Consider the following 14332-nt stretch of genomic DNA (forward strand, 5'->3'; position numbering starts at 1 on the left):
CGAAGCGGCATTTCTTTCGGTGGTACCCGGGGCAAAGAACGTCAGCACCGACAGCCTCTACAACGAAGACTGCCGCAGAGTTATTCCGCGCCGCTGACCAGCGTAGTAGCTTATTTCCTGGTGATGATTGTCCGCAGCACGAAGCGGAACATCACTGCGGTACCGGCTCCGACCGCGATACCGGATACCGCGTCGCTGAGCCCCGAACGCGGTTGCCGCGAAGTTGCTCTGTCAGTATTAGGAAGATGACCGACAAAAACGGCAAAAGCAAAGATGTGACTGCAGTAGGTTCCCGTGTGCGAATCACGGTGTCAGACTCCGATGCCGGTGGCACCGTGGCATGCACGGGTGTGGTGATCGAGGACTACGAGGACATGGTCATCGACCGCGGTTCGGTGGGGCGGGACTGGGCTCCGGTGCAGCGGTGGGCGATCGCACTCGATGACGGGTGCCTGGTCTTCGCGAGCGACGACGACCTGACGCCGGCAGAATAGGGCGCATCGGAAGCCCGGAACGCTTTGCGAGTCCATTCGGCGAGAGCAGCGTCAGACCCTGCTGCCCGAGGCTGTTTGGCGGTCGCCTAGCAAACACCACGGAAGCGCAGGTCGAAGTGTCCTGTGGTCGGTGCGGCGGAAATCGTATGCAGGTTCCCGGTGCGCCCCGCGGGCGAGCAATCGGACGATGTTGGCCTGGTATATCTCGGCGTCGGCATGGAGAACGGGATCACTCTCGAGTCACAGGTTTGCAGGATGAATCGGTTCGTCGTACATACGACGGAAGAGTTCGGTACGGACGCCTTTGAGCCAATCTGCTGCTTCCTTCGAACCGGGTTTGTCTTACTGGCTGAGCTGTGTTGCTGATACCAGTTGCCATCAGATCATACTTTGGTACGCTTAAAGTATGACCACGAAATTCACCATAAGTATCCCTGACGAGGATGCGCACCTACTTGACGAGTATGTGCGTGGTCACGGACTTCGTGGCCGGTCGGCAGGAATTCGAGCCGCACTCCGCCTACTCTCGACGTCCGGACTCGAACGTGACTACGCCGCAGCTTTTGCTGAAGATGACGTAGATGAAGTGTGGGACGCTGTCACGGCAGACACCGAATGATTCGCCGCGCGCATATTCACTGGGTGGATCTGGATCCCGCGCAGGGCAGTGAAGCGGCGAAACGACGACCGGCGGTGGTGGTGAGCAACGACCGGGCCAACGCTACTGCAGAAAATCTCGGCAGGGGCGTGATCACCGTGGTTCCGTTGACTACCAATACTGTGCACGTGTTTCCGTTTCAGGTGATTGTCGAGTCCGACGAGTCAGGTTTGGCGCGAGCGTCGAAAGCACAAGCGGAGCAAGTGCGTTCGGTATCGGTTCGGCGTCTGGATCCTGAACCTGTCGGCAAGGTCGGGATGGAGACTTTCGCCGCACTCGAGGACGCGCTGCGGCTGCACCTCGATCTGCAGTAACTTGGTGCTGTTGGGACCGGGTGATCGCCTCGATCGTCGGGGTGCGGTTGCCGAAGACCCTACGTGGTCTGCTCTGCCCACTCGCTGCTTGCTTCCCTTGCCAGCGCGGCAGTGAGAGTGCGTCCGACGAGCGGCAGGACGACTCGGCTTGCTAGCAATTGGTCTCGATACAGCGAACGAACCGAGGGGCGGAACGCCTAAGGTGTGCTGGTCCATCCGTCTGGGGTGTGAAGTACTCCGTTCACTCGCACTGGAATAGGGGGTCCTCCGGTGTCTCCTACTGTGCGGCGGCATATCTCGTCGAGGATTTGCTTGTTCGACATTTGTTGCAGCGACATCCTGGTCGGGGAGAGAGGGCGGTTCTCTTCTTCGGGCATGGTCATGTAGCCGGCGGCGATCAGCACGTCTTGTATGGGCGCATCGAACAACACTGCGACCTGCCGAAGAACTTGCGGGGACGGCGATCGCACGATCGTTGCCCAATGACGCAGCAACGACGGATACACCCCTAGCGCCCGGGCAGCCTCCTCGGTGCTCTCGTAGCCCCGAGCATCGATCTGATCACGAATCCACACTCCGAATCCTGTCCGCATGGCCTGAATTTTTTCATGGATTCGTGGACTCGATATCGGTGTGGCGCTGCTTACTGAATTCTCCCGGGGGGGCGTGAGTTTTGACGACAGTACTTCTGTCGTGATGGTGCGAAAAGCTCGGTGGCTAGTCGAGTCGTTCCGACACCGACTCAGGATGCTGCTCCTACGCCGATGCCGCGATGGACACTCAGCGGTCATCGCGTCCACGGGTACGGCGCTGGCCTCTGACTCGGTATCGGCTGAATCACCAGGGTTTTCGTTGGTGTGGTTGGCACCTTGAGCGACGGTCATTTCGGATTCGGGTTTCATCGTCCTTGGTTCGGCACGTACACCGCGTGTCCGGTATCGGGTGCACCACCGCCATACTGCCCGCCTGTCCTGTAATCGCTTCTCTCGGACCTCTGAGTCATCGACGGATTCGCGGATGCACCCCTCATTCAGTGTGCACTCCTGACCTATCACGTCTGTCGTCGGAATAGTGGACGAAGATCCCAAACATTGAGCACTGCAGGAAAACTGGCATTTCGGGTTCGAATTTGGTTAGCATCTTGTTGCTGCGGTGATTCTGAGTGGTCAGTTCGTCCGCGCAGGGCCTGCCCTCCGGCTGTCCACTCGCCGGGGGCGGCGGGCTTCTACCTCGTCCCGATTGTCACACGTTCCGAATATGTCGGGTGCGTGGCGACGGTACAGACCCGGCCTTCGTCGGAGAGTGAGGAACTTGGTATGACCGCCAATGGATCATCTGCCAAAGCGCTTCGTGATGTGCGGCGGGCACAGTCGAGACGAAAGCTGGCGGGCATCTCATGTCTTCGGTCTCTTTACTTCGAGCGCCGGTTGTTTCTTCGTCCGTGGTGATGGCTTGGTCTGTTCACGACGTGGTGGAGTGCCAGCCGGCAGGCCGGGCGAGCGTGATCGTGCTAGGTGAGGCGCGGGTGGGAAGAGTCTTTCGGGATGGGAATCGCGGGGTCGTGGTGGTCAAACATTCGTCCTGCGTGGCTCGGCTTTTGGTGGACTGGACAATCAGAGGAGCCCTGTCTTTTTGAAGAAGCTAGTGACAGCAGCGCTGTCGGTCATGCTGTAGACGTCGATTGTGAGGCCTGTTTCCATGTTGACGTAACTTCCCGATACTTGTCCGGTGGCGCCGTCACTGATGTTGACTCCTGCTGTGCGGGAGTCGTTTTCGACCAGGGTGTAGTTCCCGTAGTCGTATTCGCCGTATCCGAGAAGTGTCTTTTTTGCTTGTTTCAGGTCGAGGCTGGCTGTGAAGCGATTGCCGTATTCGGAGAAGCTTTCGGCGAGTTGATTGGATTTTTTGATATCGCAGCTGATCACGAGGGCACCGTCGGTGGTGAAGGTGGATTGGCGACAGTTTTCGGAGGCACTGCTCAAAGCTGTGGGGAGGGCCGCTTTGACGGTGCCGGCGTCGGTGACCGGTCCGGCAGTCGTGGTCGTTGAGGATGTGCTGCCAGCGGCTGCTGGATTGTCCACGTTCGAGTTGCCCGGTGACGGGCGCAGAACGATCACGGCTGCCACGATTGCGCCGATGACGACGAGAGCGCCATGATCCTGCCGATTGACTTACCTGGAAACGCGCAGCTTCGAAACATCAGGCACACGCTTCCGGGCGGGGGATGCGCGCGGGCGATGGGCGTTCCCAGCGCCGTTGGACTCGCGCCGCTTTGCACGATCAAGTGACCAACCTGACGGCGCTCGTGGCACTGGAGTTGGTGCAGTGCAGCTGGGAAACCGACGGGCGTTCGACGGTTCGGAGCGTCGGACGATGAGTTGCCGGGGGCCATGTTGTCTTCGTCAAGCGGCAGTCACGGCGAGTGATCGATAGGGTTCATGGTTCTTGAGCATGGCGTAGAGAACATCGCAGCGACTTCCGGCGAGGCAGATGGGCGGCGGTGTGCTTCTTTCCTTCGACTCGTTTTCGGTCGTAGTAGGTGCGACTGGCAGAATCGTGCAGCACGACGAACGCCGAGAGGAACAGGACGCGTTTGCAGTCGCGGGAGACGGGCGTCCCGCCTCCCGTCGAGTGACCAGCCGGTCGACGGGCGCCCGCAGGAAACATAACTGCGAAACCCACTACTGCACAAGGATTTCCTGATTTCAGGGTCATGTCAGGCGCGCCGGCAGCGCCAGGGATGTCCGTTGAGTGATTCGATCTGTGCGCGGCGGTCACCTGTTCTGCTTCCGGGTGGGGAGCTCGCTGGCTGATGATCGGCGCGCATCGAACCTTGGCACCGATGCTGGAGTCGCTCCGTAAGAGAAGCAGCGTCAGTGCTACAGACTGTGCGTCGTAAGGTTGGTCTCTCACGGCGTGCAGAGCCCGCCGGCGTAGCGCTCACTTGTGAGCTGGCGGGCACCACCGTTTTCTGGCGGCATTGCCTGAACCGTCTGTATCGACGAGTCGTGGATCACCGTAGAGAATAGATGTGGTGGTCAGTGGCCCGCCGAGGAGAGTGTCGGCTCCCTCGGCGGGCCGGTGGACTTCTGCGGCGAACCGTGCGGTTCGAACACGCCCGAAGCCGGCCGAGGCGACCGTCCTGCGACCGTGAGAACTGGTTCCCGATCGGTGCCGCTCTCAAACAGTGCCGGATCAGGGGCGGCTCTACTTGGTCGCCAACTCCGGGCACCGGTATGCCACTGCTCTTTCAGCGACACGAGTCATCATCTCCGCACTGACCCCGGTCTCGGTCGCCATCGCGGCGGAGACGGCCCCCAGTGCTCCCGGCCCTTGGGCGTTCTCCATGTCCAGACACACGATGTTCGACATCTGCTGCGCCGCCACGACAGTGACCTGCTCCCCGGTGATGGAGGCGAAATCGGCAGCGAGTTGGGCAGCTTCCTCGGGGCGTTGCTGGATTTGCGCTTGCGCGCCCTCGTTCATCATCTCCCCGAATTCGTCTGTAGGAGCGGGGGTGGAAGAAGATGCGCCGACAGTGGGCACAGCAGATTCTTGCAACTCCGGTGGAGTCTCGTCCTTGTCTGCGCACGCGGTGATTCCAACGGCTATCGCGGCAACGACCAGCAACTTCTTCATGCTGGTCATCTCATCAGAGAAACCCGCGCACGGATACCCGAGCTCTCTTTCTGCACGTGGATGCCCTCGTGTGAGTGGGCGTCGATGGTGGACTCGAGGAGGTCGACGGACCACGGGTTCTCCGGAGCAATGACCGATCCTTGAGAGGTCCATTCCGGTTCTCGCAGTCCCGGTGCTCGAAACCAGCTGTGCTGTTCTCTGAACTGATTTTCTTGGCAGGGTCTTCTCGGTGAGACCCCTTTTCGGTCCTCACCCGGTTGCAGCATGAGGCGACGGTTGCGGTGCTCGCACGAGCGTCAGCACGACGGTAGACAGGGTGCCCCTGCGGCTTGCATCTTCGTTGGCATCGGGCAGCGGCGCCAAGCACAGCTCGCGGTGATGCTGTTGGACCTCGTGACGCTCCCGGGGCGTGATCCAGTCACCTTCGTAGACGAGATCTCCGCAGTATCGGCACCGCGTAGAGAAGTATCCTGTGGCCGGATTCGGTGCGTTGATCTTCGAGATTCTGCACTCCTCTCGCGTAGAAGGGGCCCTGCCTCCGTATCGACGTCGCCGTCGTTCCGCCGGGCCTCCCTGGCAACTGCCGCACGCTTCAGGTGGCTGCAGCGTCCCCGTTTCGCGCAGTGGGGCTGCTCAACCGGAGCGTATCGAACGTCATGCGGATCATCAGGGAAGGGACGGCGCGCGAATCTTTCGAATACGTCCCGGGTAATTCGACGGAACGGCGAGGTCGACCCTAGGCGGAGTGAAAGGTGTATCGCCGGCTCATCGCAGCGAGGGCCTCGTCGTCGTCGTCGGAGAAGGCAGTCGCCTGCGCCCAGATCAACGCTTGCAGGTAGTCCTGATGGCGTTGGAGAAGTTCGTCGGTTGAAAGCCCTGCATACAAAGAATCATTCGGTCTCTCCTCGGCCCTGGCGATGCCGGCGAATTGCGCCAGGTACGCCGCGAGAGCGGCAGCACGGCGACGACGACTTGCAGGCATGAGTTTTCACCTCGGCTTCGGAGCGGATGCGACTACGAAGCCGAGGTGACCTCACACGCATGTACTCGAGCAACTCGTCGACTCCACTACCCCCCACAGCAATACTAGAGCTATCGACACCACATCGACGATCGTTACAGTGAATGAAAAAATGTAATGGATCGCATGCCGGAACGGCCCCGGGAACGTGTCGGGTCCGGTGCGTCTCGATCCGGGTGATCGGCGGGACTCACCCGCCTGATGGGAAGGCTTTTTCCACGCTGATGGTGACGGACAGTTCGTTCGCCGCGGATGGTCTTGCGGGTTTTTGGTCGAGTGTCGCGTTGTCGACGAGGGCGGCGAGCACGAACCATCCGAACGAAGAACTAAGGGCGTCGACCGGAGCGTGGGTGGTGGCGGTCAGGTACACCCGCAGTGAGCCGGGACCACTGTCGACGACGCACACCACAGCGCTCGCGCTGCGGGCGTGATTGACGAGAATGGCAGCGGCTTCGTCCACGGCGAGGACGAGATCATCGAGTGCATCCCGCGAAAGAGGATGACGAGACACGACTGTGCGCACCATCGACCGGAGCATCCACAGGTGGTCGGGAGAGGCCGGAACGGACAGCGACAGGGACGAGGCGGTCGGTGAGACGGTCGCCTGCTCGAAGCACATGGGCATGGGGCTCCTGTTACACGAAGAAAAGGTGCGAACCCCTGCGATGTCCGCGATCGCACCCTCGAACGAGGAATTTGATCCCCCGTCCAGTTAACCGGAATGTGTAGGCCCCAAACATGGGCACAGCTCAGCAAGAAGGGCACACGTCGCCGACTGCCGAGGCGACCCTCTGCGCGTCGAGGTGACAGCGATTTCGTGTCCGCACGTTTTTCCGTCAGCTCAGAACTGCGGTCACTTCGGATTCCATGAGAATTTCAGGTTGGACGATGGACGAGCCGAGCTGACTGATTGCAAGAGGATGCACCGGCACAATCACACCGTGCAGTGCATCGCCCGGACACCGGTGCAGCTCCAGCGCGTGAGAGGCCCTCGGTGGCCGAGGCGGTGATCAGTTTCAGAGAACGACTGAAGGTTCGGCGCGACATCATGACCGAGACGATCGCGCTGGCCGGAGCCGGCATGATGCCTGTGTGTGGGGCGCCGCACTCTCGATGAATTTTGCCGGACATCCGCATCAGCCGCGGAGCCGACGAACTGCGAACCGGATTACGGTTGTCTTTCAGCTAGGTCAGTGCTTCGCTCATCGCTTCACCGCTCTGGCGGGTGCCGTCGGTGGAGGCTAATGCCGCGCCGTCGGGATCGGCTTGTTCAGGGGTGCGGGTTCCTGCGTGGTGCGGGTTGGATCGTTGCTTCGAGTCGGGTGAGCCGTTGTTCCAGGGCGCTGGTGACGGCGAGCAGTCCGAGCAGGGTGGGTTCCGTGATGTCGCGACCATGTTGGGCGTGATCGAGCAAGGTGGTGCGTAGAAGCTGGCACATGGCGGCGTCATCACTGATGGGTAGTTGTTCGAGTGCGGCGGTCAGACGCTTGGCGGGGAAGGTCACGGGTAGCTCCTGCACATGTCAATCATGCAGGCACAAGAGATGAAGTGACTGCCTGTCGTGGGGTGGGTAGTGCGCTGGAACCGAGGCGGAAAGCAGCGCACCACGAGCAGGAATGTTACTGCGTCAATGCTGATCGGCTGTTACCCCGGGGGTGAGGAGTGCTCTTGCCCTGCGGTCGGCGGCGACCTCGGCGCAGGGTTGGCTAAGGACGCTGGGCTCTTCGGAGGAGCGGCATCGACGGCGTTCGACGGAGTGGCAGATTCGGTGAGGGGCGTAGCAGCAGCTCCGTCTACTTCTCGGTGCTCAGCGTGAGTCGAGAGTGCGCCACAGTGGCGGGGTGTCGTCGCCGTCGCTGTTGGCGAGGGTGCGGATTCCGTCGGCGTCCCGGGCGAGGATGTCGGCGAAGTAGGAGCGGTTGGCTTCGTCGAGTCCGTCGGGGAGGTTCGCGCCGCGCAGGATGGATGCCGCGGCCGCATCGAGGTACCGGGCGATGCGCAGGAGCAGTGGACGTGGGGTGGGAACGAGGGAGGTGCGAGCGTCGGCGGTAATCATGCCGAGGGTCGAGAGCAGTGACAGCCCGGTGACGGCTTCGATGTCGTCGAGGTTGATATGGGCAACTTTCAACGCTTCGGCCAGTGCTGCGGTGGTGAGTCCGACGGCGGCAAGCGGCATGGAAATACTGCGTTCGAAAGCGATGAGGTCGGCGCCGGGGGCTTCGTCGGAGAGCGAGACCGCCAGTGATTGGGCGAATGCAAGGAGACGCTCATCCGTGAAGGCATTCTGCGCGGTACGGCGACTGACACCCGTCAGTGTCATGTGTTCGGAGATTTTGTCGGCGAGAATTGTCTGTGCTTGGTCGTCGGTGACGGTGAGCCCGAGGTCGAGCAGAGCGGCCCGAAGTTCGGCCGATCGTGCGGCGAGCCAGATGGATCGCGGTCTCATCACTGCTCCCGTGAAGGTGAAAGTTGTGTTGTCGAGGTGAGCTTAGATCGACCGTCATCGAGCGAACACAGGGGACGCTCGAAGACGCCGAGAGATCAGTCGAACAGTAGGGTCCGTCCTGGGGGATTGTCACATTAACGTGAATGTTCGGTGACAGAGTGTGTTCGGATGCGTGGTGATGCAACGGCCCTGTCGCAGGCGCCTTTTCAGGCGGCGACGGCGCTACCGGTAGCCTCGCGTCATACGGCGAACTGATCAGCCAACACCTGCCGGTACTCACCGGCCGACAGCAGCCCTTGAGCAGGTTTCGGAAGAACTGTTTGGCCGCCTTGGTATTTCGACGGGACTGAACTAGCACGTCCAGGACTGTGCCGTCTTGGTCGACGGCACGCCACAGGTAGTGCTGAACTCCGTTGATCCGGACGAAAACTTCGTCGAGGAACCACTTGTCGCCGGGGCGAGCACGGCGGCGACGCAGCCGATTCGCGTAGGCCTGCCCGAACTTGTCACACCATCGCCGGATCGTCTCGTAGGAGACCACGACACCACGTTCGAGCATGAGTTCCTCCACGTCGCAAAAGCTCAGCGTGAACCGAAAATCGTGAACCGAAAATACAGCCACACACAATGGTCGATGATCTCGCCGGGGTAGCGGTGGTGACGCTTGTACGACGGCGCGGCGGTGGTGGTCACGATCGAAATCGTGCCAGCTGGCCCTCGATAGCTCGTCAACGTGACAATGCCTCGGGCCCACTCCCACCGGGCACAGATGTGATCAGACGGGCCTGCTCAGCAGCGCTGGAATACTTGACGCCGCCGATCTTGCAGGAGTGATCGTGGTGGAAGAATGAGGGGATGCGCCCGAACAGGTAACCCGACGGTTATCTGCATGGGCTGGAGTTCCTGAGCGGGGTGTACCCCGATGATTCGAGGGTGATCGCCGAGCGCGGGATCGTGGCCGCGCTCGATGATGACGATGATGATGCGTTCGTGCTCTTGCTTCGCTTGGTCGGACCAGATGCCCGGCGTTCGCGGATGAACTGTGGCAGTTGATCAGTGGTTTTCTGAACAGTCGCCGCGTCGAGGAGTTGTTCGGTAGCTCGGAGAATGCCGGGTTGGCGGATCTCAACACAGAGAGGTCCGAGATACCGCCCACCTCCTACTCGACCGAGGATCCAAGGTGAGAGTGCCTGACGGCTACCATCGTGCCAAATAATTCAGGAAGAACGTGCCACATAATTCCGAGACTCACACGGTGGTGCTCGTTAATTTTCATGATGCGTTTGACTTGCGTGAAAGCCCAAACAGTGGCGTTCGGTACGCCCGAGGCGTACCCGACCGGCCGTTGCATAATCAGACGGGCCGATACTGAGCCCGCAACCGGACGCGTAGCTTTCCCGTTCGAGATGAACCTACGACCACCTGATGCTGACGTGCAGCGGCATATCGATCGGAGGCCTGTAATCCGCCGATTCTGTCGTCATCACTACCTTTACCCCAGGAGACGATAGCTGCGATCGGTACTTGCCCACCGTGTCACCACAGCTCCCCAACCGAACAAGGCTGCTGGCCCTTTCGGCGGCTGGCATAACCACACCTCGTCACCCCCGGTCACTGGTTTCTGACCACTCTGCGGTGGACCGGCCCAGAACTCGCCCCCTTCGGCCCGCCAGTACGGGCTTGATCACAGCCCCCAAGTCATCGGGAATCTCGTCGACGCGCAACACATACCCCGTATCACGCATCAAACATTGAGCAGCCCGCTCTTAACCGGTGAGATGAGGCCCAACAGGTTAGGACTTCGCGGTCGATAGCTCCTCAAGAACGATGCGCGTACCCGCGCTGAGCGCGCTCAACTTCGCCAGTGCAATGCCTCGGGAGAAGGGCGCCATGCCGCAATTCGTGCTCGGCAGAAGCTTGTCCGCGTCGACGAACCTGAGAGTGTTCCGAATGGTGGCGGCGACTTCCTCCGGAGTCTCGATCTTCTCGTTCGCCACGTCGATGGCACCGAGCATGACCTTCTTGCCCCGGACGAGTTCGACGAGGTCGATCGGGACGTGGGAGTTGTGGCATTCCAGCGAGATGATGCCGATGCTGGACTGCTGCAGGAGGGGGAACGACTCCTCGTACTGTCGCCACTCCGAGCCGAGGGTGGCCTTCCAGTCGGTGTTCGCCTTGATCCCGTAGCCGTAACAGATGTGTACTGCAGTCTCGGTGCGTAATCCCTCTGTTGCTCTTTCCAGCGTCGCCACGCCCCAGTCCTTCATCTCGTCGAAGTAGACGTTGAACGCTGGCTCGTCGAACTGGATGATGTCGACCCCCGCAGCCTCCAGGTCTCGTGCCTCCTGGTTGAGGATCGTCGCGAACTCCCACGCCAGCTTCTCGCGGCTCTGGTAGTGGCCGTCGTAAAGCGTGTCGATCATCGTCATGGGGCCGGGGAGTGCCCACTTGATCGGCTGATCGGTCTGCTGCCGGAGGAATCTCGCGTCGTCGACGAAGACCGGCTTGGAGCGGCTCACTGCGCCGACCACGGTAGGCACATTCGCGTCGTAACGATTGCGGATCCGAACCGTCTCGCGCTGCTCGAAGTTGACCCCGTCGAGATGCTCGATGAATGTCGTCACGAAGTGCTGACGGGTCTGCTCTCCGTCGCTGACGATGTCGATGCCGCGATCGCTCTGTTCCTTGGCGGCGATACGCAGTGCATCTTGCTTGCCTTCGACCAACTCATCGCCCTGCAACTTCCATGGCGCCCAGAGGGTTTCAGGCCGGGCGAGCCACGAGGGCTTGGGCAGGCTGCCGACGATGGACGTGGGCAAGATCTGGTTCATGGTCGACTTTCCTCCGGTGGTCATCCGACGAGAACGGGGAAGCGGGCGGCCCACTGTTCGAGTAACTCGCGGTGGGGCTTCACAAAGTGGTCTTCCGTGTACTTGCCCTGCTTGGTTGCCAGCTGATCGCGTTCGATGCGGTCGTAGACGATCGGGGTAGGCGAGTAGTCCTGCTGATCCAGGGTCGGTCGGTAGATCTCAGCGGCGGGCGAGTTCGCGTTGTAGATTTCCGGCCGATAGATCCTCTGGAAGGTCTCCATTACACTGATCGTGCCGATGAGCTGAAGGTCGGTGTAGTCGTTGAGCAGATCGCCGCGGAAGTAGAACGCGAGCGGGGCGACACCGTCGGGCGGCAGGAAGTACCTGACCTGCAGCCCCATCTTCCCGAAGTACTCGTCGGTCAACGAGTAGTCGTCCTGCTGGTACTCGACACCGAGGGTCGGATGGTGATTCCGGGTCCGGTGGTAGGTCCGGCTTGTGGACACGCTGATGCAGATCACGGGATCGACCGCGAAGCGTTCCCTGTAGGCCTCGGAGTCGAGGAAATGTTGGAACAGTTTGCCGTGCAGGTCACCGAAGTCGCCGGGCACAGTGAACTCAGAGGCGCCCTCGTTGACTGCCGGCAGTCGAACACTGAAGTCGAAGTCGCGGACGTAGGAGGAGAAGTTGTTCCCGACGATCCCCGGGAATCGTGCGCCGGTGAGGCGATCGACGATCTGAATATCCAGTACCTCGATCAGGGGGAGCCGGTGATCCGCGCCGTCCGAGCTGAACTGCAGCTCCGCGGAGACGATCTCGAGCTCGACGGCGTAGCGGTCCAGGCCCGGGTTGTCCCGGCGTGCGAGACCATTGAACCGGTCATTGATCATCGCCAGGGTTCGGCGGAGGTTCTGCTGACGGTGTTCGCCTCGGGCCAGGTTGGCGAAGTTCGTGGTGGTCCGAGAATGCTCCGACGGCGAGTAGTCCTCGTCGAAGCGGGCGGTGGTGATGCTGAACGTGAATTCGTTCGACATGAACGTCCAATTCGGGTCTTGATCGGCCGGGCTCGGCCTTGCGGAAAGTCTCTGCCACTATCCTGCAGTTCCAGTTCAGTTATCGGGTAACAAATGTTTCCTATGGTCCTCTATAGCATTTAGCTATGGCGCGAGAGTCCAGAGGCATCACACTGCAGCAACTGCATTACTTCATCGAGGTCGCGGCGGAGGGGTCGATCACCGGCGCCGCGGACCTTCTCTACGTCGCCCAGCCGACCATGTCTGCCGCGATGAAAGACCTGGAATCCCGAGTGGGACGCACCCTCCTCACTCGATCGGCCCGTGGGGCGACGTTGACCGAGGAGGGCGCGGAGTTTCTCGGCTATGCCAGGCAGGTCGTCGAGCAGATGTCGCTGCTGGAGCAGCGCTACCTCGGTCAGCCACCGTCCCGTCGGCTGCTCGGAGTCTCGGCTCAGCACTACTCATTCGTGGTCGAGGCGTTCATCCGGATGGTGGACTCCGTTGACGCGGCACAGTACGAGTTCTCGCTTCGTGAGACCCGGACCTGGGACATCATCGAGGACATCCGGATGCTCCGCAGTGAAGTGGGCATCCTGTACCGCAATGACTTCAACCGGAAGGTCATCGACAAGCTTCTGCGAGATTCCGGTCTGGTGTTCCGCCCGCTTTTCGCCGCGGTGCCGCACATCTTCATCTCCAGGCAGAACCCGTTGGCCTCCCGAGATCGCGTCGCTCTCGATGATCTGGCCGACCTGCCACGGCTCACCTTCGACCAGGGCGCGAACAACTCGTTCTATTTCGCCGAAGAGATCCTCTCCACCCTGTCGAGCAAGCGGGAAATCCGGGTCTCCGACCGCGCGACAATCTTCAATCTCATGATCGGACTCGACGGTTACACGATCTCGACCGGCATCATCAGTGACGATCTCGACCCCGAGATCGTCGCCATCCCACTCGCCGTGGACGAGAGCATCGAGATCGGCTGGATCAGCCATTCCGGGGTCCCGCTCACGGCGCAGGCACAGCGCTACCTCGTCGAGGTGCGTGCCGTCGTCGCCGACTACGGAATCGAGCTGCTCGACTCTCCGTGAATCGGGCCGCGAGTGCGGCTCACGGTCGGCGACAAGGTGCGGATGGAGGGAACGGACCACGTGATGGTCGACGGCAACGGTGTGAAGTCTCGCTTCAACGGCTGGCGGCCTGCGTCTACACCCCTGCGGAAATATCCCGGGGGGGTCCCACAGGCGACCGCGTATCGCAGGTACGCGGTCTGGGGGGGCTGAGGTGCTCCGACTCCACGAGAACGCACAGGGGTTCGTTGCAGCGGTGTTCGCAGACTCTTCCATCGGCTAGTTTGTCGTTAATTAGGAGCGCGAAAGATTGATGCTCGATGCTGAATATGTGTTGCGCGCCGATGAGATTCCCGATGACTTGTGGGCTGTGAGCGAGCCCGTTCTGCTCCCCCACTGGCGGGCCGAAGGGTGCTTCCGTGGAACGACCACCGATTGCCCCTGGAAGGAAAGAACCCAGTCATGACCGACTTTAGCCTTCGGGCAGCTCGCATTCAGCTAGGCGCATTGCTCGCCGCACTGGCACTCGCGATCGTCATTGCGCTCGGTACCACCACCGGCGCATTCGTACTTTCCTTCGCCGTGCAACGCGACCTCGCACGGCAAGCACTGATCCCCGAACACCTGACCTGAATCTTCCCTGCGATCGTCGACAGCGCCATCCTCGGCGCCACCATCGTCATCATCAGCACGCTCAACATGAACGAACGCGACAGAGGCTTCTACATCGCCCTCGCAGTCAGCGTCGTCGCGATCAGCATCCTCGGAAACGCCTACCACGCCTATCGCAGCAATCGCCGTACAGGAGTCAATCGATGGTGGGGGAGACCTTGGGCTCATTCCACTTGCGCCGGCCATTGCGGC

14 protein-coding genes and 1 pseudogene are annotated in these 14332 nt (G+C 61.0%); 5 read left to right on the forward strand and 10 right to left on the reverse strand.

Going from position 1 to position 14332, the window contains the following annotated elements; genetic code table 11:
* The first annotated feature begins 245 nt into the window (after positions 1-245).
* The 3 genes from PCS43_RS20685 to PCS43_RS20695 all read left to right on the forward strand — a co-directional run bounded on the left by PCS43_RS20685 (position 246) and on the right by PCS43_RS20695 (position 1466).
* Positions 246-494 carry a hypothetical protein gene (locus PCS43_RS20685; protein WP_064075463.1) on the forward strand — a complete coding sequence of 83 codons (249 nt, stop codon included), beginning with the start codon at positions 246-248 and terminating at the stop codon, positions 492-494.
* A 406-nt stretch (positions 495-900) separates the two neighbouring features.
* Positions 901-1113, forward strand: coding sequence for a ribbon-helix-helix domain-containing protein (locus tag PCS43_RS20690; RefSeq protein ID WP_054801468.1), 213 nt, complete (start codon positions 901-903; stop codon positions 1111-1113).
* Complete coding sequence (locus tag PCS43_RS20695) at positions 1110-1466, forward strand: type II toxin-antitoxin system PemK/MazF family toxin (protein WP_007728191.1); 357 nt, start codon at positions 1110-1112, stop codon at positions 1464-1466. Before PCS43_RS20690 ends, PCS43_RS20695 begins: the two co-directional genes overlap by 4 nt.
* Positions 1467-1663: 197 nt before the next feature.
* On the opposite strand, the gene PCS43_RS20700 is transcribed toward PCS43_RS20695, so the two are convergent.
* From PCS43_RS20700 to PCS43_RS20750, 10 genes and pseudogenes are all read right to left on the reverse strand, one after another.
* Positions 1664-2059 (reverse strand): helix-turn-helix domain-containing protein, encoded by a 396-nt coding sequence (locus PCS43_RS20700; RefSeq protein WP_064075464.1) that lies wholly within the window; start codon positions 2057-2059, stop codon positions 1664-1666.
* Between the two features lie 1020 nt (positions 2060-3079).
* Positions 3080-3592 carry a hypothetical protein gene (locus PCS43_RS20705; RefSeq protein WP_054801466.1) on the reverse strand — a complete coding sequence of 171 codons (513 nt, stop codon included), beginning with the start codon at positions 3590-3592 and terminating at the stop codon, positions 3080-3082.
* A gap of 1081 nt (positions 3593-4673) precedes the next feature.
* Positions 4674-5114, reverse strand: a complete 441-nt coding sequence (locus PCS43_RS20715; protein WP_064075465.1) for a hypothetical protein — start codon at positions 5112-5114, stop codon at positions 4674-4676.
* Positions 5115-5841: 727 nt separating this feature from the next.
* Entirely contained in the window at positions 5842-6087 is a 246-nt protein-coding gene (locus PCS43_RS20720) for a hypothetical protein (protein ID WP_021343300.1), read from the reverse strand.
* A 229-nt stretch (positions 6088-6316) separates the two neighbouring features.
* Positions 6317-6751 carry an ATP-binding protein gene (locus tag PCS43_RS20725; RefSeq protein WP_156525092.1) on the reverse strand — a complete coding sequence of 145 codons (435 nt, stop codon included), beginning with the start codon at positions 6749-6751 and terminating at the stop codon, positions 6317-6319.
* 645 nt (positions 6752-7396) lie between these two features.
* Positions 7397-7630 (reverse strand): hypothetical protein, encoded by a 234-nt coding sequence (locus PCS43_RS20730; RefSeq protein ID WP_030537927.1) that lies wholly within the window; start codon positions 7628-7630, stop codon positions 7397-7399.
* Between the two features lie 303 nt (positions 7631-7933).
* Positions 7934-8572, reverse strand: a complete 639-nt coding sequence (locus tag PCS43_RS20735) for a hypothetical protein (protein ID WP_064075466.1) — start codon at positions 8570-8572, stop codon at positions 7934-7936.
* A 295-nt stretch (positions 8573-8867) separates the two neighbouring features.
* A pseudogene (locus tag PCS43_RS20740) lies at positions 8868-9265 on the reverse strand (IS6 family transposase); the annotation flags it as partial.
* Between the two features lie 1100 nt (positions 9266-10365).
* On the reverse strand, positions 10366-11403 hold the full coding sequence (locus PCS43_RS20745; protein ID WP_064075476.1) for a methionine synthase: 1038 nt from the start codon (positions 11401-11403) through the stop codon (positions 10366-10368).
* Positions 11404-11423: 20 nt separating this feature from the next.
* Positions 11424-12416, reverse strand: a complete 993-nt coding sequence (locus PCS43_RS20750; RefSeq protein ID WP_064075468.1) for a putative oxygenase MesX — start codon at positions 12414-12416, stop codon at positions 11424-11426.
* Between the two features lie 125 nt (positions 12417-12541).
* Between PCS43_RS20750 and PCS43_RS20755 the strand changes: the two genes are divergently transcribed.
* Both PCS43_RS20755 and PCS43_RS33510 read left to right on the forward strand, forming a co-directional pair.
* A complete protein-coding gene (locus PCS43_RS20755) occupies positions 12542-13489 on the forward strand; it encodes a LysR family transcriptional regulator (protein WP_064075469.1) in 948 nt (315 codons plus the stop codon).
* A 441-nt stretch (positions 13490-13930) separates the two neighbouring features.
* The gene (locus PCS43_RS33510; protein ID WP_428481023.1) at positions 13931-14101 is read left to right on the forward strand and encodes a hypothetical protein; all 171 of its coding nucleotides are present in this window, start codon (positions 13931-13933) and stop codon (positions 14099-14101) included.
* The last annotated feature ends 231 nt before the right edge of the window (positions 14102-14332 follow it).

It is taken from the genome of Rhodococcus sp. C-2 (assembly GCF_027854095.1).
Classification (GTDB): Bacteria; Actinomycetota; Actinomycetes; order Mycobacteriales; family Mycobacteriaceae; genus Rhodococcus_F; species Rhodococcus_F qingshengii.

Bases quoted from the DNA above. Each gene is read 5' to 3' on its own strand.
- PCS43_RS20750 (WP_064075468.1), bottom strand. From the start codon at position 12,416: ATGTCGAACGAATTCACGTTCAGCATCACCACCGCCCGCTTCGACGAG.
- PCS43_RS33510 (WP_428481023.1), top strand. From the start codon at position 13,931: ATGACCGACTTTAGCCTTCGGGCAGCTCGCATTCAGCTAGGCGCATTG.
- PCS43_RS20715 (WP_064075465.1), bottom strand. From the start codon at position 5,114: ATGACCAGCATGAAGAAGTTGCTGGTCGTTGCCGCGATAGCCGTTGGA.
- PCS43_RS20725 (WP_156525092.1), bottom strand. From the start codon at position 6,751: ATGCCCATGTGCTTCGAGCAGGCGACCGTCTCACCGACCGCCTCGTCC.
- PCS43_RS20690 (WP_054801468.1), top strand. From the start codon at position 901: ATGACCACGAAATTCACCATAAGTATCCCTGACGAGGATGCGCACCTA.
- PCS43_RS20755 (WP_064075469.1), top strand. From the start codon at position 12,542: ATGGCGCGAGAGTCCAGAGGCATCACACTGCAGCAACTGCATTACTTC.
- PCS43_RS20700 (WP_064075464.1), bottom strand. From the start codon at position 2,059: ATGCGGACAGGATTCGGAGTGTGGATTCGTGATCAGATCGATGCTCGG.
- PCS43_RS20695 (WP_007728191.1), top strand. From the start codon at position 1,110: ATGATTCGCCGCGCGCATATTCACTGGGTGGATCTGGATCCCGCGCAG.
- PCS43_RS20720 (WP_021343300.1), bottom strand. From the start codon at position 6,087: ATGCCTGCAAGTCGTCGTCGCCGTGCTGCCGCTCTCGCGGCGTACCTG.
- PCS43_RS20685 (WP_064075463.1), top strand. From the start codon at position 246: ATGACCGACAAAAACGGCAAAAGCAAAGATGTGACTGCAGTAGGTTCC.
- PCS43_RS20745 (WP_064075476.1), bottom strand. From the start codon at position 11,403: ATGAACCAGATCTTGCCCACGTCCATCGTCGGCAGCCTGCCCAAGCCC.
- PCS43_RS20735 (WP_064075466.1), bottom strand. From the start codon at position 8,572: ATGAGACCGCGATCCATCTGGCTCGCCGCACGATCGGCCGAACTTCGG.